Origin of the sequence: Halorussus lipolyticus, from assembly GCF_029338375.1 — an archaeon.
Lineage (GTDB): Archaea > Halobacteriota > Halobacteria > Halobacteriales > Haladaptataceae > Halorussus > Halorussus lipolyticus.
Genome location: NZ_CP119804.1, coordinates 2,427,371 through 2,447,234 on the forward strand (window position 1 = coordinate 2,427,371; position 19,864 = coordinate 2,447,234).

A 19,864-nucleotide genomic window follows, 5' to 3' on the forward strand; every position below is an offset into this window, starting at 1 on the left:
CCTATCGAGGAGGGGTAAGTATTTATTCCTCGGGGCCGCAAGAATGGTAAAGTCACTACCATTTCCCATGGCAGTTCGGACCTCGAAGCGGACGGGCACCGGAAATTTTATGTCGAATAGCAATATTTTATTACTCCTGATAAAGAGGAAAATATGGTAGATGTCTCGCGGGAACAGATTACCGACGGTTCGCTCGTTCGCTCTTTGCTTCTCCTCGCGGCCCCGCTAGTCGTTCAAAATCTCGTCCAAGCCGCCCAGCAAATCATCGACACCTTCTGGGTCGGGCAACTCGGCGGGGACGCGGTTGCGGCCGTCGGACTCAACTTTCCCGTCATCGCGCTCATCTACAGCGTCGTGGTGGTGGTGTTCACCGGGACGCAGGTCGTCGTCTCCCAGCGCGCCGGCGCGGACGACCTCGAAGGAGGACGCAAAGCGACCTTCCACGCGCTGACGCTCGCATTCGTCGTCGGCGTCGTCCTCGGCGCGATTTTCGTCACCGGGTCCGACACCATCGTCGATGTCGTGATTACGGGCAAAGGCGAGAGCGTGACGGCGCTGGCGGCGGCCTACCTCGGAACCTACATGTTCGGCCTCCCGACCTCGATGATGAGCGACGCGCTCGAAGGCGGGTTCGTCGGGTGGGGCGACTCGCGGGCCGCGATGTACATCAACGTCACCGCCGTCGTGGTCAACATCGTACTCGACCCCTTCCTCATCCTCGGGTGGGGTCCCTTCCCCGACTTGGGCGTCCGAGGAGCGGCGCTGGCGACCGCAATCGGCTACAGCATCGGGTTCCTCCTCGCGCTCGGGATGTTCCTGCGAGGCCGGGACGGGTTCGTCCTGACCCGCGAGGCCATCGGCTTCGACCCCTCGGAGTACCGCGAAATCCTCGACATCGGACTTCCGACCGGCGCACAGACCGTGGTCGCCCAGTCGGTCCGGGTCCTCATCGTCGCGCTCGTCTCGGCGGTCGGCGGGGCACCTGCACTCGCGGCCTACACCCTCGGCGCGCGCATCGCCAGTCTCGCGTTCATCCCGGCGCAGGGCCTGTCCGGGGCGGCCCAGAGCGTCATCGGCCAGAATCTCGGAGCGGGCAACCCCAACAGAGCGCGCCGGACCACGTGGGTCGGCGCGGCCATCGCGGCGGTCGGACTGACTCTCCTCGGCGTCGTCCAGTGGACCGTGCCCAGTCTGCTGGTCGAAGTGTTCGTCCCCGACATGACCGCCGAGGGGACGCGACTCGCGGTCAACTACCTTCAGATTCTCGTGCTGGGGTACTGGGGTCTCGGCGCGATGTACGTCTTCGACGCCGGATTCAACGGCGCGGGCCGGACCAAAGTTAGCATGGTCGCCGGTCTCCTGAAGTACTGGGCAGTCCGGTTCCCTATCGCGGCGGTCGGTGCGCTCTGGCTCGACTACGGCATCGATGCGGTCTTCTGGGCGGTCACGATTTCCAACGTCGTCGGGGCGGTCGGTGCCGGTTTCTACTACTACTACACCACCAACGACGGCATGCTGAAACGCGCCGCCGATAGCGCCGGGACGAGCGCGGACTAACAGCGCGAAGTTCGGCTATTCGACCCGCACGGTCCGCGAGGAGGTCACCGGAAGAAGGGGCAGTTCTGCGAACGTGACTTCCACGACGTACTGCATCTCGTCGTCGGTGCCGCCGAAGACGCCGACCGGAACGGTCTCCTCGCCGTCCAAGTAGGTGGTCGTCTCGGTCATCTCGACGCCGTTGACCGTCACGCGAATCCCGGCCTGCGCGCCTTGTCCGGTGTTCTCGACGGTGACTTCCTGCATGTCGTTCTCGCCCTTGGCGATGGCGTCGGGGAAGTCGCCCCACTCGATAGCCACGCGGGGGAGTTTCCGGGCGCTTTCGAGGACCGCCTCGGCGACGCCCGCGCTGAGGCCCGCCGAGACGAGGCCCTCCTCTCCGGCCTCGCGGACCCCGGCCGGGGTGGCGATATTCTCCTTGGCCAGTTTGCTCGCGCGGCCAGACCCCACGCCGTCGATGGCGGTGAGGCCCACCGCGTCGTCGCTGACGCCGTGTTCGATGCGGGCCTCGACGCGCCGGGCGAGGTTGGCGGCGTGCGGTCGGTCGAAGCGTTCGAGGAAGGCCCGGAGCGCGGACAGCAGGCGGAGCGCGTTCTGGGTGATGACCCACGCGTCGCTCCGGAGTTCGGCGGGGGTCGAACCGCTCATGGTCGAGCGCAGGATGGCCAGAATCTTTCGCGCGCCGGGTTCGAGGTCGTCGGCGGTGTGGCCGACCAGCACGGAATCGACGGCCTCGCGCTCGGATTGCCGGGCGCTCACGCTGTCGAACTCGGCGGCGTCGGCGACGGTTCGGAGGACGTCCTCGGCCTCGATTATCTCCCGGTCGGCGAGGGTGTGGAACTCCTCGGCGGTGTCGAGTCGGAGGTAGAACTTCGAGGCGAGTCTGCCGAGCGGCGTGGCCGAGACGCCGAGGTCGTCGCCGATGTCCACGAAGCCCCGGTGGTCGAGTCGTTCGAGGGCTTCCCGGACTCGACTTCGGAGGTCCGCTCGCAGGTCGTCGAAGCCGTAGGCGTCGGGATTGGACGTAGCCCGGACGTGGTAGAAGGTGGTTTCGAGCCAATCGATTACGTCGCCGAGGTCCCGGATGGTCCCCATGGCGATTTCGGCGTTGAGGTGGGCGTCTAAGTCTTCCGCCAGCCGGGACTCGATTTCCTTGCCCTCGCGGAGGAGCCTGCGGTACTTGTCGGCCTCCGAGTGGTCGCAGACCACCCACCCGTAACCCACGTCGTCGTACTCGGGGCGGCCCGCCCGGCCGAGCATCTGGAGGATGTCGAGGGGACTCATGTCTACTTCCCCTTCGAGGGGGTCGTGGAGTTTGGTATCCCGCAAGACGACGCATCTGGCGGGCAGGTTGACGCCCCACGCGAGGGTGGAGGTCGAAAAGAGGAGTTCGATTTTGCCCTGCTTGAACCACTCTTCTACCCTGTCCTTGTCGCTCTTGGAGAGGCCCGCGTGGTGGAAGGCAACGCCGTCCAGCACCGACTTCCGGAGGGTGTCGTTCTGGAGGTCGTTGGCCTCGTTGTGGAAATCGTAGTCGCCGCGCGCGCCGACCGGCACGTCGCGTTCGGCGAGTTCGTCGCGGGCCTTCTTGGCGGCCTGCACGGTGTCCTGCCGGGAGGAAACGAAGACGAGGGCTTGGCCGTCCTCGCGGATGTGTGGTTCGGCGAGGTCCAGCGCGCGGTAGAGTCGCCGGTACTTGTCGGCGAAAGAGTTGTCGCCGTGGGTGTAGGTCTTGACGCCCGAGTTGAGGTCCACCGGGCGGTAGTCGTCGCCGAACGCGAAGGTGTTGTCCGGGGGCGCGTCGAGCCAATCGGCCACGTCCGAGACGTTCGGCATCGTCGCCGAGAGTGCAACGACTCGGGGGTCCGAGAGACGGCGCAGGCGCGAGACGGTGACTTCGAGGACGCTCCCGCGCTTCTCCGAATCGAGGAGATGCACCTCGTCGATGACACAGCAATCGACCTCGCGGATGAAGGCGTAGCGCCGCGAGTCGTGCTTTCGCGTCGCCGAGTCGGTCTTCTCGGGGGTCATCACGAGGATGTCGGCGCGCTCGGCGCGGCGCGGGTTCAGGTCGCGCTCGCCGGTGACGACGTAGACCGAGTAGCCCAACTCCTCGAACCGCTCCCACTCGCTCTCCTTCTCGTTGGTCAGCGCCCGCATCGGCGCGATGAACAGGGCGGTCCCGCCCGCTTGGAGCGTCCGGCAGATGGCGAGTTCCGCGAGCGCGGTCTTCCCGCTCGCGGTCGGCGCGCTGGCGACCACGTTGTCCTCGCTTTCGAGGAGGGCGGGCAGAACCTCTCTCTGCATCCGGTTGAACTCCTCGAACGGGAACGCCTCGGCGAACTCTGGGACGACCTCGGCGACTTCCATCGTTCAGTTCACGGGATTGGGTCGGCAAAGGCGTTTCTCTATCGGCATGGCGGGGTCGGAGGCCGTCGAGAGAGTAAAGGTAGTTATACATTTCTTTAGAATACAAAAATGAATCTTTTAGCATTGTATATATTTGTGTAGTTGGGAAAAGCCACCGTTTCGACTCCGGCGCGCGAGAAACGCGCGAGGCCTCGCTGATCTGCGAACGCAGTTCACAGGCAACGGACCGAAGGGAGTAGCGCGGGAAGTTGGGGAGGTGTGAGGTTCGCGGTGCTGTGACTCCTTTGCTCAAGGAGTAGCTACCCGATTTATCTTCCAAAAATCAGAGTGGCTTGTTCCAACCCCACATCCAGAATAGACCGTTCTCTCTCCCGAATCGGCCCCGAAAGCTAACCGAACGACCGAGTGAACCGCACTAGCCGAATCAGCTCACTCGCTCAGCAGTATCTCGCGCAGTTCCTCGGGCGACTCCGCCACCGCGTCAGCCTCCGAGAGGTCCAATTCGTCGTCCGACTGGTTCCGATAGCCCACGGCCTGCATCCCCGCCGCTTTCGCCGACTTTACGCCGTTGGTGGAGTCCTCCACCGCGATGCACTCGGCCGGTTCGACCCCGACCTCCTCGGCGGCGTACTCGTACACGTCGGGTTCGGGCTTGCTCTTGCCGTCGATTTCCTCGGCGCTGATGATTCGGTCGAACTCCTCGCGCAGGTCGAATCGCTCCAGCATCCGGTCTATCCAGTCGTGGGGCGAGGAGGACACCAGCGCGACGGTCCGGCCCTCCTCGCGGAGGTCGGTCACGAGGTCACGGAACCCGTCCTGTAGGTCCACCTTCTCGCCGTAGATGTCGCGGGCGGCCTGCTGGTAGCGGTCCACGAACTCGTCTTTGCTCGCGGTCATCTCGTGGCGTTCTTCGAGGTAGTCGTAGATTTCCCGGAAGTTCATCCCGGTCGTCTCCGAGGTGTCGGCCGACCCTTCGACCGCCGAGGGGAGAATCTCCTCGTCCTCGATTTCGACCCAGTAGCGTTCGGAGTTCACGATAACGCCGTCCATGTCGAACAGCACAGCCTTCGATTGCACGGGCGAACAAACGAGGCCGACGGAAATAGGCCCTCCGGCGTCCTCCTCGGGACCGGTTTGGAGTCGGCGCGTCCAATCGGTCGTTTCCCGCACCGAAAGAGCGTTATCGGACAGTAATCCCCGTTGCCGACTCGAAGCGACCAGTTGCCCTCGTGAACGACGGTCGCTGTTTATCCCAATCGTCGTTGACCCTCCGCCCGACAATGACGGACGATTCGACCCCCACTAATTCGACCCGCACAAATTCGACCCTTACGAGTCGCAGAACGGTACTGACGGGCATCGCGGCCACGCTATCGACCGCAACCGTCGTCGGGGCACAGGAGACGACGACCGAGGAGGGCGAGACCACGACAGGCGACGAGACCACAACGGAGGCCGAGACGACCACCGAACGAGGAGAGACCCGGACCTTCGAGGTCCGAATCGTGAACATCTCGGGACCGAACGCGCTGACGCCGGAGGACGGCGAACCGGGACCGGTCGTCCTCTCTCCGGGTGCCTACGCGGTCCACACCCCGGCGGTCCAGTTGTTCGCCCCCGGCGAGTCGGCCAGCGCCGGACTGGAGGCCCTCGCGGAGGACGGCGACCCGACGACGCTCGGCGAGGAGGTTACGGGTGCGGACGGGATTCTCGAAAGCGGCGCGTTCGACACGCCCATCGCCGGCGGGGAACCCGGACCAATCGGCCCCGGTTCTGCCTACGGCTTCCGGTTCGAGGCCGCGCCGGGCGAGCGCCTCTCGTTCGCCACGATGTTCGTGCCCTCGAACGACCTGTTCTTCGCGCCCGGACCGCAGGGCATCGAACTGTTCCGGAACGGCGACGCCGTCTCCGGGGAGGTGACCGAACAGGTCGCGCTCTGGGACGCGGGCACCGAGCAGAACGAGGAGCCGGGGACCGGACCGAATCAGGCCCCGCGCCAGTCCGGACCGGACACCGGTCCCGACGAGGACGCGCCGGTCCGGCGCATTGAGGAGGTAGACGACGGCTACGAGTACCCCAGCGTCTCCGATTCGATTCAGGTGCTGGTCGTGCCCGAGGGCGGTGACCTCGGCGGCCAGACCACGGCAGAGGGTGAGACCACGACCGGCGCAGGAGGGACAACCACTACGACGAATTAGTTAGGCGAGAGACTAGTGGCTCTCGGGCCTAGCCACGCCAGAGCGTCTGCACGCGGTCTTCGATTTCGTCGAGGACGAACCTGAGAACCTCGCGGTAGTCTGTCGGCCACGAGGCGTCTTCGCCCGGCGACTGGGCCTCCGGCGGCGGGTGGAAGTAGTCGCGTTCGTTGTGGGGATTTCGGTGTCGGTCCCACCGGCACTCCCAGTCGCCGTCCTCGCGGACCTCCCGGTAGTGAATTTTGAAGTCGTCGTTCTCGTACCAGCGAACCGCGAGGCGGGCCTCTCGCACGGTTTCTGGATAGTAGGCGTCGGATAGCCCAACTCGCAGTTCGAGGTGGCCCTCGTCGGTGATAGTCGCAGTCTCGACCTGCTGGGTCGTGTCCAATCTATCCCGAAGCAACTCCAGAATGGGTCGGTCGATTGGGGCCGGACTCGCCCCGTCTCCGGTCGGCGGCGTCATCGCTATCCGGAAGCCTGTTCGGTGGACCCGGTACGTCGCTGGCGGGCGCGTTCGTACTGCCGACGCTCGCGGCGGGCCGTCTGCCAGTCTCCGAGGTCGTCGTACACGTCGTCGATGCTCTTGTCCGTTCTCGAATCCGCGACTCGAAGCGCATCGACCTCGTCAGGGGTCGATGCGTCGTACTCGGATTCGTAGGCCGCTATCTTCTCGGAGCGCTCTCGGACGTGGCGTCGAAGCTCCTCGGCCGAGTGTTCGGCCGCGAGTCGATTGATGCGCCGCCACTCGAAGTACGAATCGTTGCGCTCGTAGGTAGTCGGGTGTCCCTCGTGTCGGGTGACGATTCCGAGTTCCGCGAACCATCGGAGATACTTCCGGGCAGTTTTGGGGTCGCAACCGACAGTTTCCGCGATTGCGCTCGCCGCAGTCGGGGTCCGAGTCTGAAGCATCTCCGCGTAAATCTGTTGCTCGGCGTCGTCGCTACTGAAGGCGTCCTCGAACGGAGGCGGGCCGTCCGAAACGTCGGAACCAGTCATGCTTAAGATATTGTTGTATTCGGATATAGTTCTTGTTCTCGGGAAATATTTACGGATTGCTGTAGCCGCACGAGAGTTTAAATCCGAAGACGGGACGAATCCGGTCCGTGACTCAGACCGTTCGCGTCTACGCCGGAGAGTGTACCGTCACCTACCACGGAAGCGACGAACTCCGCATCCAGCGAGGCCGCGTCGTGGTCGTCCACAAGCCCGACGGGACCGTCCTCGTCCACGACGCCGAGGGGTATCAGCCAGTCGCGTGGCTCACCCGGTCGAGCGCAGTCCACCTCGAACAGACCGAGGACGGCGAGTTCGCCCTCATCGCGGTGGACGACGGCGAACGCCTCCGGGTCGAGAGCGAGGGCGATTCGGCGCGCGCCAGTCACGACGTGACCCCGGCAGGAACGGCGGTGGGCACCTGTCCCGACTGCGACGGGACCCTCGTCCGCGCTCGCGGGGCAGTCACCTGCCTCGACTGCCGGGCCGAGTACCCCCTGCCGCGCGACGCCGGGATGGCCGACTCGACGTGCGACTGCGGCCTGCCCCGGATGTCCGTGGTCCGAGGAGCGCGCTTCGAAATCTGCGTGGACCGGGAGTGCGAGGACCTCGACGCCGCGGTGCGCGAGCGATTCGACCGCGAGTGGGCGTGTCCCGACTGCGGGGCCGACCTGCGAGTCGTCCGCGAGCGCACCCTGTTTCTGCGGTGCGAGGACCACCCCGACTGCGACGAGACCTTTGCCCTTCCTCGGGAGACGGTCTCCGGGGCCTGCGAGTGCGGACTGCCGGAGGTCGGAGGTGGCGGGTCCGCCAGTGACGAGGCCACTCGCTGTCTCGACTCGAACTGCGACGAGGACCGGTCGTCGCCTCGGACCCCGGAGACTGACAGGTAGGCCGAACCGGAAGCCGTTTGACGCACGGAACCGGAACGAGAGGCATGGACGGACGCCTGCGAGACGACGAAGTGGTGGTCGGCGGTGACGCCCGCCAGCGCTACTACGACTCCAGCGGGTACGGCAGGCCCCTCGGCGGACAGGAAATCGCGCTGTCGCGGGTCGAGGCCGCCTACCTGCTGTTCAAGGGCGACTTGGACTCGGTTGGAGGAATGAACTTTCGGGAACTCCTCGCCGACGCGGACGACGAGATTACGACGCGGTTTCTGGTCTACGCCGACCTGCGCGACCGGGGGTTCTACCTCTCGCCCGCCCGAGACGGGTGGGTGGACGGGCCGCGGTCCACCTCCGACTTCGTGGTCTACCCGCGGGGCAAGGGACCGTGGGACGATGCGGTCCTCTACCAAGTCCGGGTGGTCGGGGAGCGCGCCGACGTGCCCGCCGACGAGTTGGGCGACGTGGTGCTGGCGGTGGTGGACGAGGAGAGCGAAATCACCTACCTCGAAACCGACCGGGCCGACCTCAGGGGCAGTTCCGAGACCGACCTCCCGCGGGGCGTCCCGGCCGACCTGCTGGACGACCGCGTGCTGATTTGGGACCCGCCGGAGGTCCTGCACCAGCGAGGGTTCTACGGCCAGTCGCTGGACGACCACGACGGCGGTCGGAACCGGCCGGACGCCCTCCAGTTGTCGCTGGTCGAAGCGGCCTATCTCGCCGACGAGGGCGTCATCTCGCTGAGTGGCGACGACGAGGGAACTGACGCGGCGACGGCGGTCCGCGAACGCGGCCGAGCGGTCGAGGGCCAGCGATTCGACCGACGACGACGGATTTACCGGGCGCTCCGGGAGCGCGGCGTCGTGCCCAAGACCGGGTTCAAGTTCGGGTCGGACTTCCGGACCTACGCCGACGTGGAGTCGGCCGACGACTTGGGCCACTCGGAGTGTCTGGTCAGGGTACTGCCGACCGACCACGTTTTCTCGCCCCGTGACCTCGCGCTCGACGTGCGACTGGCCCACGGGGTCCGAAAGCGAATGGTCTTCGCGCTCGTCGGCCCAGACGACGAGATAACCGATTGGATTTCGGTGGGCCGACTCACGCCGTGACGTGAGACACGGAACGCGACCAAATCGCCCGACTGAAATCTAATACCACTTCTACCACGGTATCGCTCGCTTCGTTCGCTTCAACAACAGTTAACCCGACGGGGCCGGAGAACTGAACCATGGCCACCGCAACCGCGGACAGACTCGAACCGCTCGGAATCGGTTTCGGCGTACTGCTGGTCCTCGTCGGCGTCATGACCATCGCTGGGACGCCGTGGGCGTACAAGTCCGGCGGCGCGCTCCTGATGGTCGGACAGATGCTCGGCGCAGTCGCCGCCATCGCGGTCGGCGCGGGACTGGCGTGGCTCGCCCGTAAGTGATTATTCGTTTCTTTCGCAATTGAAAACGTTTTCTTCGGGAAGAATTTCTAGTCCCAAATCGGTGATTGCGGGACGGCCGCGACGGCAGACCGAATAACGGCAGACCGAGTAGTGGGAAAACGATTACGCGAAAAATCGGAGCAATCGGGGCGGGAACCGACCGTTACTTGTTCGGCAGGAAGGCCAGTCCCAACAGCAGGGCGACCGTGAGGCCGCTCAGGATGACGATGCCCCACAGGCCCGCCATGCGCTCGTTGAAGTCGTCGATGTCGTTGACCTGCGACTGGTACTCGGCGGTCTGAGTCGAGAGGACGATGCCGTCCTGTCCCTCAGGGAAGTGCGCGACGAACGTCTGGTTGTCGTCCTCGGGGCCGAGCGTGACGTTGCTACCGTCGGCGACCGAGGTTTGGAGCGTCCGGGGCGCGTTCCACGCGAGCGTGGCCTCCGAGACGGTGACGTTGCTCACGGTGGTCTCGTTGCCCTCGTACTGGTAGGTGTCGCCCTCGGCGTACTGCTCGGTGGCGGGTTCGCCGAACTGCTGGAGCTTGTACTCATCGACGGGCACGAGCGACTTGTTACCCTCCTCGTCCACGACGACGTACTCCGTCTCGTTCTGCATGACCGTGGTGAGGTTCTCGCTCAGGTTGAACTCCTGTTGGAGGGTGAACTGTCCGGGGTCGGACTCGTTCGGGATGAGGACCCGGTAGGTGTCACCGTCGCGCTGGATGGTCGAGTTGTTCGCCAGCGTCGCGGTGTAGCGCGCCGACTCGTTGACTCTCGACAGCGTTCCCTCTCCGTCGCCGACCGACGCGACCGTGTACTCCATGCCGTTGACGGTCAGCGTTTCGTTTTCGGCGTACGAGTCCCCTTGTACGTCGATGCCCGGCTCTTGGGCCACACCGATGAGCGAGTAGGACCCAGCGGCGATTACGAGAAAGAGGACGGCGTACACCGTCGCGGCTCGTCGTTGCATGTTCGAAGCGTTTCGACGCGCGCCGTTTAATGATTACTTTTCTGCGGTGGGAGACGGGGCGTCCGGGTCGGCGATTTTCCACTCCCTCGGGGAAGGTGTTCGGTCCGGGACCGAGACTCGTCCCAATCCCCTTGTCGCTCGACTGGTAACACGAGCCATGGACGACCCCCACGTTGCCCCGAACGTCTCGCGCGCGGAGATTGCGGTCGCGGCGAGTGCCGGAGTTGCGGGCGTCTCCGGGTCGTTCGCCGTCGCCGGGCGCACCCCCGAGTTCGTCGTCGCGCCCGTCTCGGCGCTGGTCGTTGGTCTCGCACCGGGTGCGGTGATGACCGCGGCAATCCGGAATCTGGGCGACGCGGGCCACCTCCTCGCGCTCGGAGTCGCGGCGGTCCTCGCGGTGGGCGTCCTCGCTGGAATCGCGTTCGCGGGGATTCGACTCGGCGCGCGCTCGGAGGTCCCCTACACCTCGGTCGCTGTCGGCGGGGTCGGTAGCTGGCTCCTCGCGGTCGTAGCGACCGGCGCACCGGAGCAGTCGCTGGCCACGGCCGGACCGATTGCCGCGACCCTCGCCGTCGCCGAACGCGGGTGGGCCGTGGGACGGGAGAGCCGAGGAGCGCGGGTCTCGTCCTCGCGCCGGAAAGTCCTCGGGGCGGTCGGGTCGCTGGTCGGTTTCGCCGGGTTCGCGGCCTACCGCGGCGCGAGCATCACCGGCGTCGAACCGGGACCGATTTCGACCGTGACCGACGACGAGACCCACGCCGAGGCCGACCGCCTGCTTTCGCGCGCCGACGACCGCTCGTTCGACGTGGCCGACCTCTCTGGCCTCGTTACCCCGACCGACGAGTTCTACGAGGTGGACATCGACAACGTGAACCCGAACCCCAGCGACGACAAGTGGGGCCTCTCGGTCACGGGCGAGGTCGAGCAGGAGGTCTCGGTCGATTTCGAGGAGCTATCGGGGATGGAAGCAGTCGAGAACCGACTGGTCACGCTCCGGTGCGTCGGCGAGTCGCTCAACGGACACAAGATAGACACCGCGGTCTGGACCGGTGTGCCCACGAGTGAACTCTTAGACGAAGCGCGCCCGCAGGGTTCGGACGCCTGTTGCGTGCTGGTCCGCGCGGTTGACGGCTACTATCAGGAGTTCCCCCTGTCCGCGCTCGAAGATTCCTTCCTCGCGTTCGGGATGAACGGCCGGCGACTTCCTCGCGGGCATGGGTATCCCGTGCGGCTCCTCGTGCCGGGCCACTGGGGCGAAATCAACGTCAAGTGGATAGACGAAATCGAAGTGCTGGCCGACGAGCAGAAGGGCTACTGGGAGAAGCGAGGGTGGCACGGGACCGGACCGGTGAACACCGTCGCCAAGCTTCACGCTGTGAATCGGCTGGACAGCGGGAGCGGCGAGCGAGTGCAGGTCGCTGGCCACGCCTACGCCGGGACCCGCGGAATCGAGCGAGTCGAGGTTTCGACCGACGGGGGCGAGTCGTGGGACGAGGCCACCCTCTCGGAACCGCTCCCCGGCGACGACGTGTGGCGACAGTGGCGCTACGAGTGGGACGCCGAACCGGGCGAACACGAGGTGGTCGTCCGCGCGACAGACGGGGAGGGCGACCTGCAACCGCGGGCGTTCTCCCAACCCTACCCGAGCGGCGCGACCGGGTGGGTCTCCCGGACCGTCGAAGCATGATTTTTCCCGCGGGCGCGCGAGGTGTCGGACATGAACTTCGGAATTCTCAGCACCGCCAACATCGGCCGCGCGGCAGTCGCCCCCGCAATTCGAGACACCGACCACGAACTGCTGGCAGTCTGCTCGCGGGACCGTGAGCGCGCCGAGGAGTTCGCCGACGAGTTCGGGATTCCGCGGGCCTACGGCTCCTACGACGAACTGCTCGCTGACGACGACTTGGACGCGGTGTACAACCCCCTGCCGAACGCGCTCCACGCCGAGTGGACGAAGCAAGCCGCCGACGCCGGCCTCGACGTCCTCTGCGAGAAACCTCTCGCGGTCGATGCCGACGCGGCCCGCGAAGTCGGCGACTACTGCGACGAGCAGGGAGTCACGCTGATGGAGGCGTTCATGTACCGCTACCACCCCAGAACCGAGCGCGCCGCCGAAATCGTCCGCGACGAGTTGGGCGAGGTCCGGTCGGTGAGAGCCACCTTCCAGTTCCCGATGGACGACCCGGACAACGTGCGCCTGAATCCGGACCTCGCGGGTGGGAGTCTGATGGACGTCGGCTGTTACGCGGTCAGCGCTGTGCGGCTTTTCTTGGGCGACCCCGACCGGGCCTACGCGACGACCCACGACGCGGGCGACTACGGCGTTGACACGAAACTCGCCGGCGTGCTGGAGTACGACGGTGACGGTCGGGCCGGAGCGGGCGCGACCGCCGAAATCTCCTGTGGATTCGAGACTTTGGACACCCAATCCTACCGCGTCGAGGCCGAAAACGGCTGGTTGGAGGCGAGCGAGGCGTTCGTCCCGCGGGGCGACGAGGGGGTCGAAATCGAGTACGAGGTCGATGGCCGCCGCGTCGTCGAATCGTTCGACCCGACCGACCAGTACCGACTGGAGGTCGAACACTTCGCCGAGTGCGTCGCGTCGGGGGACGGTCCTCGGACCGACGCCGACGAGGCGGTCCGGAACATGGCGACCATCGACGCGCTCTACGAGAGCGCAGAGCGCGGGGACCCGGTTCCGGTCGATGGAGGTCGGTGAGATGACTAAGCAGGCGCTTCGGGAGCGAATCTGGGACCTCCTCGAAGACGAGGGCATCGCGCGCTTTCCGTTTCCTCCTCACGACCGCATCCCGAACTTCGCAGGGGCCGAGGACGCCGCCGACCGCTTGGCCGAGACCGAGGCGTGGCAGAGCGCCGAGGCCATCAAGGCCAACCCCGACGCTCCGCAGTTGCCGGTTCGGCGGCGCGCGCTCCGGGAAGGCAAGACTGTCTACATGGCGGTGCCCCGACTCCGGGACGAGAAGCCCTTCTACGAACTCGACCCCGCGGAGATTTCTGCGGACGAGTACGACAGCGCCCCGACCATCTCGCACGTCGAGGAGTACGCCCGGCAGGTCGGTCCCGAGGACGTGGCGTCGCTCGGCCTCGTGGTCTCGGGGAGCGTCGCGGTCACGAGCGCAGGGGCGAGAGTCGGCAAGGGCGAAGGGTACAGTGACCTCGAATACGCGGTCCTCCGGGAGTTGGGACTGGTGGACGACGAGACGCCAGTTTCGACGACAGTCCACGACTCGCAGGTCGTCGAGGAAGCGGTCGCAGTCGAGGCCCACGACGTGCCGATGGATTTGGTGGTGACGCCGACCGAGACGATTCGGACCGCAACCGAGTTCGAGCGACCACCGGGCGTGTTCTGGGACGCACTGGACGACGAGCGAATCACCGAGATTCCGGTGTTAGAAACGCACCAACCCTGAGACGCGAGCGAGCCTCAGAGCTGAGTCGTGTTCAGCGTCCCGTCGTCGGCCACCGTGACCTCGTACTCGGTGCCGTTCGGACTCGTCAGGACGACGCCCTTTCCGGCCGGGTTGGGCCGATTCGCCATCGTCCGAGCGCCCGACGCGGAACCTATCGACCACGCACTTCCGTCCGCGGGAGCCATGTTCCCGACCCAGAGGTTGTTGCTCCCGGCGTCGGAGAACGACGCACTCGCGCTCTGGCCTCGGATAGACACTAGATTTCCGACCGCGAGGACGTTGTCTGTCCGCACGTCCAACTCGGGGACGCCGCCATTCCCCCGGTCGTTCTCGGCGAGCGCGTTTCCGGTGACGAGCGCACCGCGGTCACCGGACGAACCGCCCTGATTGACGACGATGCCCTGCTTTCCACACCACCGGACCTGATTCTGCGCGACCGTGGCGGAGCCTAACTGGTTCTGGACGCGGACGCCGATTCCCTGCGCGCCCTGAACGATGTTTCCGACGACGTTGTGATTCGCGTATCCCGTCGTCCGAATCCCGTCCTCGTGAGTCGTTCCGGGCGAACCGACATCCGCGACGAGGTTGTTCACGATATTCACGTTGTTACCCTTCGTGACCCGGATGCCCCCGTAGCTGTATCCGAGCAGTACGTTGTTGCTGATGTTCACCCACGAGTCCTCGCTCTTGACCGCGCTCTTGATACCGGCGTGGTCACTGTTCTGCCCGTCGCCGACGTTACCCACGACCGAGATTGCTTTTATATCCATTCGCGTGTTCGCCAACTGAGCGAGTTTGCGATGCTGTCCTGTGGCCAAGTTCCCGAGGATGCTGAAATAGCCGCGTTCGCTCCGCTGTTTCGACCCCTCGAATCCGACGAAGCTTCCCTCCGCGTTCCGCGACGCCTGGTCGTTGCGACCGAAGTTGTCCACCACGCTCACGTTCTTGGCGACGTAGGAGGTGCCGCCGGGATGGGTCACGTTGAGCGCGATGCTGTGTCCGAACCCGTCTGTGAGGACGTTCTCCCGGACGGAAATGTCCGTGCCAGCGACCTGAATCCCGTGGTTACCGATGTCGTCGGTGAGATTATCCACGATTTCCACGTTCGTCGCTCCCTTCCTGACGGTGAACCCGCTTCCGCCAGAGTCGTGTTCGCTGTAGGGGTGGGTCCGGGTCACGACGTTGTCGCGGAAGGTGACGTGAGAAGCTTTGTTGTCCGCGACGAACCCATGGAGGCGCTTGGCCGAGTCCGACATGTTGTTGGTGTTGCCGTGGAAGCCGATACCTTCGACGTGGACGTGTTCGGCGGAAGCGTTGTGGCCGACGCGGATTCCGCCCACGTCGCTTCCGTCGGCAGGTTTGATGAGCGGCTGACCGTCCCGAGCGAACGGGGTTTCGGCGATGACCGTCACGCGACTGGTATCGATGTCGAGCCACCCGCTCGGGCGATACGGCTCGTCCGGTTGAGCGATACGGACAGTCTCGCCCGCCGAGAGACCGGCGAAGGCAGATTCGAGTTCCGACGTGTCGGTGACGAAGGTATCAGCTACACCCGTCTGCGAATCGGTTTTCAACTCACCAGTGCCGAGCGAATCGAACTTCGCCTTCGGTTGCCGGTTCACCGGCGACGAACTCTGGGCGTTCGCGTCCAGTGTCTGAACCAGCAGAGACGGCTTGCTCGGCTGGGACTTGTCGGCGTTGACCACGAACTGAACGGCGTTCTGATTGGCCGAGTCCATCACCAAGAAGACGTAGTTCATCCCCTTCGAGTCGGCGAGCGAGAGACCCGACCGGGCATCGGCGAACACGTCGTAGGCCTTCGCGCCGTCCTTGAGTACCGCGTGCCCCGCGGTGATGTCGAACGTGGCGTTCGCCCAGTCGGGCGTCACTTCGAGGCCACGCTCGACGTAATCGGTACTGTTGTCTCGCGCGCGCCACATGGCGAGGTTGGTTTCGCTCAGTGCGTCGTCAGTCTGGAACAGGACTTTATCAGCCATCGTTAGTTCACGTCCGTTTCGTTACCGACCCGAACGTCTGAACCCACATCGACTTCGGGGTCGGATGTGGTCGTCGTCGTTGTCGGCGTCTCGGACCCACCACCGTTCGAGCCACCGCCGCCATTTCCGGGGTTGCTCGGCGACGATTCCGTCGGCGTGGTCGAGGTAGCCGTCGTCGTCGGCGATGCGTCTGGTGTCTCCGGGTCCTCCTCGTCGGTGGTCCCGCCGACCGTCGCGGTTCCGACGGTCGTCGTCGTCGTTCGGACCGGTGTGGTCGTCCCGACAGTCGTAGTCGTCGTCTCGGACGGTCCTCGTGTTTCGGTCGGTCCTCCCGTTTCGAGGTCGAGGTCACCGCCACACCCCGCAAGACCTGTGAGACCAGCGACAGAAAGACTTTGAAGCAACGACCGTCGGTCAAGCATATCTTTCGATTCTGCGGGACATATATTAAATCATACGCAAAAAAGACAAGATTTGGCCCTGATAATAATCAGTGATTTTACCTAATTAGTTATTCGTCGATGGTCCGTATCGAGCGCACTCGACAGGGTTTTCAGATAGAATATACGGACATTGCCACTTACAGTGAGACGATGCTCACCAGTTGAATACGGAACAAAGCCAAGGGCCGGATTTGAACCGGCGGTAGGCGGCTCTGCAGGCCGCTGCGTTCGGCCGGACTCTGCCACCTTGGCGCTATCTTCTGGTATATGCTCGTCGCGCTTAAATATAGCGGTCTACGGCGGTTATCGCCGTCAGATGGTGCTGGTCGTTCGAAATGAAAAAACCCCCACACAGCATCGTGCTGTGTGAGGGTTGTATGAATGGAGGCGGCGAATCGGGGTTCCCAGAGGCTCGCGCACTCCAGTACTAACCGAAACGCAGGCAGGCTTAACTTCCGTGTTCGGGATGGGTACGGGTGTCACCCTGCCGCTCTGGCCGCCTTAACGCCGACTCGCGGAATCGAACCGCGATGGTATGCCAGTGTCGGTGGTTCGACTACGACCGTAATGTACGTGCAATCCAGTTTGCGCCTGGACCCGAACGCCGTGTTCGAGTCAGTGCGAGAGTTGCAACACCTGATATGAGTGTTGGCTTGACCTGTTAGTGCTCGCGGACTGAACGCCTCGTTGCCTCGGCGCGTACATCCCGAGTCTATCGAACTCGTCTTCTACGAGTGGTCTCGGTGGTGTCTCTTTTCCAAGTGGGTTTCGAGCTTAGATGCGTTCAGCTCTTACCCCGTGTCACGTGGCTGCCCGGCACGCGCCCTTTCGGACGACCGGTACACCAGTGGTGACCAATCGTAGTTCCTCTCGTACTATACGATTGTTCTTGTCAGACACCGTAACACCCCCAATAGATAGCAGCCGACCTGTCTCACGACGGTCTAAACCCAGCTCACGACCTCCTTTAATAGGCGAACAACCTCACCCTTGCCCGCTTCTGCACGGGCAGGATGGAGGGAACCGACATCGAGGTAGCAAGCCACTCGGTCGATATGTGCTCTTGCGAGTGACGACTCTGTTATCCCTAAGGTAGCTTTTCTGTCATCAATCGCCCGCATCAAGCAGGCTGATTGGTTCGCTAGACCACGCTTTCGCGTCAGCGTCCCTCGTTGTGTAGGACACTGTCAGACTTCCTTTTGCTCTTGCGCTCTGTTCCGGGTTCCCGACCCGGATGAGGAAATCTTGGGGCACGCTCGATATCTTTTCGAGCGTGTACCGCCCCAGTCAAACTGCCCGGCTACCGGTGTCCTCCTCCCGGAGTGAGGGTCACAGTCACTGACGGTAGTATTTCAATGATGGCTGGGTGGCCCGCTAGCGCGGGTACCTCTGTAATGCCTCCTACCTATGCTGCACATCAGCGACCGTGTCCCAGCGACAGCCTGCAGTAAAGCTCTATAGGGTCTTCGCTTCCCCTTGGGGGTCTCCAGACTCCGCACTGGAACGTGCAGTTCACCGGGCCCAACGTTGGGACAGTGACGCTCTCGTTGATCCATTCATGCAAGCCGCTACTGAAGCGGCAAGGTACTACGCTACCTTAAGAGGGTCATAGTTACCCCCGCCGTTAACAGGTCCTTCGCCCCGTTGTACCGGGTGTTCAGATACCTGCACTGGGCAGGATTCAGTGACCGTACGAGTCCTTGCGGATTTGCGGTCACCTATGTTGTTACTAGACAGTCGGAGCGTCCGAGTCACTGCGACCTGCCTCTATCCGAGGCAGGCATCCCTTATCGCGAACTTACGGGACTAACTTGCCGAATTCCCTAACGTCGGTTGCTCCCGACAGACCTTGGCTTTCTCCGCCTGAGCACCTGTGTCGGATCTCGGTACGGACGCTATGCTCCCTTTTCACGGGCCCTAGGTAACATCAACTTGCGCTATCTCCGGCTTCGTTCGCTTCGTGCCATTACGGCTTCCACGAAGTTCTCGGATTCGACCGGGCGAATGCCCGGCTTGATGGTTCCCAAGGCGTCGGTTTCACTGCATAGCGGCACGGGAATATTAACCCGTTTCCCTGTTGTCTCATTCGAGTTGCGGTGAGACTTAGGACCGGCTAACCCTCGGCTGTTCAGCATTGCCGAGGAACCCTTGCTCGTAAGGCCGTCGGGGGTCTAACCCGACTAACGCTGCTACTATGACCAGGATTTTCGTTCCCGTTCGGTCCACGCGAACTCTCGCCCGCGCTTCCATCCGACCGGAATGCCAAACCTACTCGATCACCCTGTGATGGGTGCGGCCAGGTCTCGGTGGTAGACTTGAGCCCCGATCATTTTGGGCGCCTCAAACCTCGGCCGGTAAGCTGTTACGCTTTTCTTAGAGGGTAGCTGCTTCTAAGCTCACCTCCCGGCTGTCTAGGGCTTGAGACCACCTTCAATCGCACTTAGTCTACACTTTGGGACCTTAACCCGGCTCTGGGTTGTTCCCCTCCTGGTGCACAGGCTTACCCCGCACACCGGATTCCCCGCGTCGACAGTGTCCGTAAGTTTGGAGTTTGACAAGGAGACCAACTCCTCTCGGAGGTGGTTCTCCTAATCGGTCGCTCTACCTCACGGACGACCTCGGCGGAGGTCATGCTTCGACATGTTTCGGTTGGAACCAGCTGTTGCCAGATTCGATGGGCCTTTCACCCCTACACGTAGGTCACGGGAGGGTATTGTAGGACACCATCCCTAACAGGCCTCCACGTGCCTTTCGGCACGCTTCACCTTGCCCACGCGTAGATCATCTGGTTTCGGGTCGTGTCCGATTGACTCCCCGCCCTTGAAGACGGCGGCCCTCGTCAAAGACTGCGGCCATGTTGGTTTCCCTATGCCTCCCGGGTTCACCGGTTAGACTTGCCAATCAGACACACTCCCTGGGTCGTTTTTCAAAACGTACGACGAGACACCGGCTTCCAATGAGTCCTACTGCGACCTTGCGGTCGTGTCGTTTATCATTGGACCTTTTGAGCCTCGTCGCTCGATCGCCAACTGATTTCAGGCGCTATTGCACCTCCCTTTGTGGGGTGCTTTTCAGCGTTCGCTCACGCTACTTGTTCGCTATCGGTCTCGAGTCGTGTTTAGTCTTCGCGGTTAATGCCCGCGGTATTCACAAGGAATATCCAATCCCTGCTACTCTGGAACTAACGCACGCTGTACTAACTCAACGTACGGGGCTTTCACCCTGTATCGCGCTCCATTCCAGGAGACTTCGGTTGAGTGGTCGAGCGCTGAGAGTTAGTCCGAACACCACATTGCCCGTAAGGGCTTCGGTTTGGACTGGGTCGCGTTTACTCGCGGTTACTAACGACATCCCATTCGGTTTCTTTTCCTGCCGGTACTGAGATGTTTCAATTTCCGGCGTTCCCCATTGCGCAAGGCAATTGCTGTGGGGATTCCCATTCGGAGATCCTGAGTTCTTCGCCTCCGTGCGGCTCCCTCAGGCTTATCGCAGCTTGGCACGTCCGTCATCGGCGCTCGAGCCGAGCCATCCACCAGCTGGCACAGTAGCCACGCTGTTGGTTATCGTGTGTTGCATCGCACTTGACCCG

The 19,864-nt window shown here is 63.7% G+C and carries 15 protein-coding genes, 1 tRNA gene and 2 rRNA genes; 8 read left to right on the forward strand and 10 right to left on the reverse strand.

The window, feature by feature from the left end:
* Positions 1–153 precede the first annotated feature (153 nt).
* Positions 154–1,557, forward strand: coding sequence for an MATE family efflux transporter (locus P2T57_RS12285; protein WP_276299508.1), 1,404 nt, complete (start codon positions 154–156; stop codon positions 1,555–1,557).
* Positions 1,558–1,572: 15 nt separating this feature from the next.
* Here the strand turns inward: P2T57_RS12285 and P2T57_RS12290 are convergent, their stop codons facing one another.
* Positions 1,573–3,927 carry a DEAD/DEAH box helicase gene (locus tag P2T57_RS12290; protein WP_276299509.1) on the reverse strand — a complete coding sequence of 785 codons (2,355 nt, stop codon included), beginning with the start codon at positions 3,925–3,927 and terminating at the stop codon, positions 1,573–1,575.
* 429 nt (positions 3,928–4,356) lie between these two features.
* Entirely contained in the window at positions 4,357–5,004 is a 648-nt protein-coding gene (locus tag P2T57_RS12295; RefSeq protein ID WP_276299510.1) for an HAD family hydrolase, read from the reverse strand.
* A 203-nt stretch (positions 5,005–5,207) separates the two neighbouring features.
* Here P2T57_RS12295 and P2T57_RS12300 point away from each other — a divergent pair, with 203 nt between their 5' ends.
* Positions 5,208–6,125, forward strand: coding sequence for a spondin domain-containing protein (locus P2T57_RS12300; RefSeq protein WP_276299511.1), 918 nt, complete (start codon positions 5,208–5,210; stop codon positions 6,123–6,125).
* A 28-nt stretch (positions 6,126–6,153) separates the two neighbouring features.
* On the opposite strand, the gene P2T57_RS12305 is transcribed toward P2T57_RS12300, so the two are convergent.
* Positions 6,154–6,585 (reverse strand): toxin-antitoxin system TumE family protein, encoded by a 432-nt coding sequence (locus P2T57_RS12305; protein ID WP_276299512.1) that lies wholly within the window; start codon positions 6,583–6,585, stop codon positions 6,154–6,156.
* 2 nt (positions 6,586–6,587) lie between these two features.
* A complete protein-coding gene (locus P2T57_RS12310; RefSeq protein WP_276299513.1) occupies positions 6,588–7,118 on the reverse strand; it encodes a DUF7342 family protein in 531 nt (176 codons plus the stop codon).
* A gap of 107 nt (positions 7,119–7,225) precedes the next feature.
* On the opposite strand from P2T57_RS12310, the gene P2T57_RS12315 reads away from it, so the two are divergent.
* From P2T57_RS12315 to P2T57_RS12325, 3 genes are all read left to right on the forward strand, one after another.
* Positions 7,226–8,008 carry an endonuclease NucS domain-containing protein gene (locus tag P2T57_RS12315; RefSeq protein WP_276299514.1) on the forward strand — a complete coding sequence of 261 codons (783 nt, stop codon included), beginning with the start codon at positions 7,226–7,228 and terminating at the stop codon, positions 8,006–8,008.
* A 44-nt stretch (positions 8,009–8,052) separates the two neighbouring features.
* Positions 8,053–9,111, forward strand: a complete 1,059-nt coding sequence (gene endA / locus P2T57_RS12320) for a tRNA-intron lyase (RefSeq protein ID WP_276299515.1) — start codon at positions 8,053–8,055, stop codon at positions 9,109–9,111.
* A 119-nt stretch (positions 9,112–9,230) separates the two neighbouring features.
* Positions 9,231–9,431, forward strand: a complete 201-nt coding sequence (locus P2T57_RS12325) for a DUF8123 family protein (RefSeq protein ID WP_276299516.1) — start codon at positions 9,231–9,233, stop codon at positions 9,429–9,431.
* 163 nt (positions 9,432–9,594) lie between these two features.
* On the opposite strand, the gene P2T57_RS12330 is transcribed toward P2T57_RS12325, so the two are convergent.
* On the reverse strand, positions 9,595–10,404 hold the full coding sequence (locus P2T57_RS12330; protein WP_276299517.1) for a hypothetical protein: 810 nt from the start codon (positions 10,402–10,404) through the stop codon (positions 9,595–9,597).
* Positions 10,405–10,561: 157 nt separating this feature from the next.
* On the opposite strand from P2T57_RS12330, the gene P2T57_RS12335 reads away from it, so the two are divergent.
* From P2T57_RS12335 to P2T57_RS12345, 3 genes are read left to right on the forward strand one after another with little or no spacing between them, the layout of a single operon-like run.
* Positions 10,562–12,091, forward strand: a complete 1,530-nt coding sequence (locus P2T57_RS12335) for a molybdopterin-dependent oxidoreductase (RefSeq protein WP_276299518.1) — start codon at positions 10,562–10,564, stop codon at positions 12,089–12,091.
* 30 nt (positions 12,092–12,121) lie between these two features.
* Entirely contained in the window at positions 12,122–13,123 is a 1,002-nt protein-coding gene (locus P2T57_RS12340; RefSeq protein ID WP_276299519.1) for a Gfo/Idh/MocA family protein, read from the forward strand.
* A gap of 1 nt (position 13,124) precedes the next feature.
* Complete coding sequence (locus tag P2T57_RS12345) at positions 13,125–13,835, forward strand: 5-formyltetrahydrofolate cyclo-ligase (RefSeq protein ID WP_276299520.1); 711 nt, start codon at positions 13,125–13,127, stop codon at positions 13,833–13,835.
* A 14-nt stretch (positions 13,836–13,849) separates the two neighbouring features.
* Here P2T57_RS12345 and P2T57_RS12350 read toward each other — a convergent pair whose 3' ends face one another.
* The 5 genes from P2T57_RS12350 to P2T57_RS12370 all read right to left on the reverse strand — a co-directional run bounded on the left by P2T57_RS12350 (position 13,850) and on the right by P2T57_RS12370 (position 19,832).
* Positions 13,850–15,832, reverse strand: a complete 1,983-nt coding sequence (locus tag P2T57_RS12350; protein ID WP_276299521.1) for a right-handed parallel beta-helix repeat-containing protein — start codon at positions 15,830–15,832, stop codon at positions 13,850–13,852.
* A 2-nt stretch (positions 15,833–15,834) separates the two neighbouring features.
* Positions 15,835–16,254, reverse strand: a complete 420-nt coding sequence (locus tag P2T57_RS12355) for a hypothetical protein (RefSeq protein ID WP_276299522.1) — start codon at positions 16,252–16,254, stop codon at positions 15,835–15,837.
* Between the two features lie 197 nt (positions 16,255–16,451).
* Positions 16,452–16,527: transfer RNA gene (locus tag P2T57_RS12360), tRNA-Cys, on the reverse strand.
* A gap of 130 nt (positions 16,528–16,657) precedes the next feature.
* A 5S ribosomal RNA gene (rrf, locus tag P2T57_RS12365) occupies positions 16,658–16,779 on the reverse strand.
* A 138-nt stretch (positions 16,780–16,917) separates the two neighbouring features.
* Positions 16,918–19,832: ribosomal RNA gene (locus P2T57_RS12370) — 23S ribosomal RNA — on the reverse strand.
* Positions 19,833–19,864: the final 32 nt, after the last annotated feature.

Excerpts from the sequence above, each read along its gene's own strand:
- P2T57_RS12285 (WP_276299508.1), top strand. The coding sequence starts at position 154 with ATGGTAGATGTCTCGCGGGAACAGATTACCGACGGTTCGCTCGTTCGC.
- P2T57_RS12290 (WP_276299509.1), bottom strand. The coding sequence starts at position 3,927 with ATGGAAGTCGCCGAGGTCGTCCCAGAGTTCGCCGAGGCGTTCCCGTTC.
- P2T57_RS12300 (WP_276299511.1), top strand. The coding sequence starts at position 5,208 with ATGACGGACGATTCGACCCCCACTAATTCGACCCGCACAAATTCGACC.
- P2T57_RS12305 (WP_276299512.1), bottom strand. The coding sequence starts at position 6,585 with ATGACGCCGCCGACCGGAGACGGGGCGAGTCCGGCCCCAATCGACCGA.
- P2T57_RS12310 (WP_276299513.1), bottom strand. The coding sequence starts at position 7,118 with ATGACTGGTTCCGACGTTTCGGACGGCCCGCCTCCGTTCGAGGACGCC.
- endA (WP_276299515.1), top strand. The coding sequence starts at position 8,053 with ATGGACGGACGCCTGCGAGACGACGAAGTGGTGGTCGGCGGTGACGCC.
- P2T57_RS12325 (WP_276299516.1), top strand. The coding sequence starts at position 9,231 with ATGGCCACCGCAACCGCGGACAGACTCGAACCGCTCGGAATCGGTTTC.
- P2T57_RS12330 (WP_276299517.1), bottom strand. The coding sequence starts at position 10,404 with ATGCAACGACGAGCCGCGACGGTGTACGCCGTCCTCTTTCTCGTAATC.
- P2T57_RS12335 (WP_276299518.1), top strand. The coding sequence starts at position 10,562 with ATGGACGACCCCCACGTTGCCCCGAACGTCTCGCGCGCGGAGATTGCG.
- P2T57_RS12340 (WP_276299519.1), top strand. The coding sequence starts at position 12,122 with ATGAACTTCGGAATTCTCAGCACCGCCAACATCGGCCGCGCGGCAGTC.
- P2T57_RS12345 (WP_276299520.1), top strand. The coding sequence starts at position 13,125 with ATGACTAAGCAGGCGCTTCGGGAGCGAATCTGGGACCTCCTCGAAGAC.
- P2T57_RS12350 (WP_276299521.1), bottom strand. The coding sequence starts at position 15,832 with ATGGCTGATAAAGTCCTGTTCCAGACTGACGACGCACTGAGCGAAACC.
- P2T57_RS12355 (WP_276299522.1), bottom strand. The coding sequence starts at position 16,254 with ATGCTTGACCGACGGTCGTTGCTTCAAAGTCTTTCTGTCGCTGGTCTC.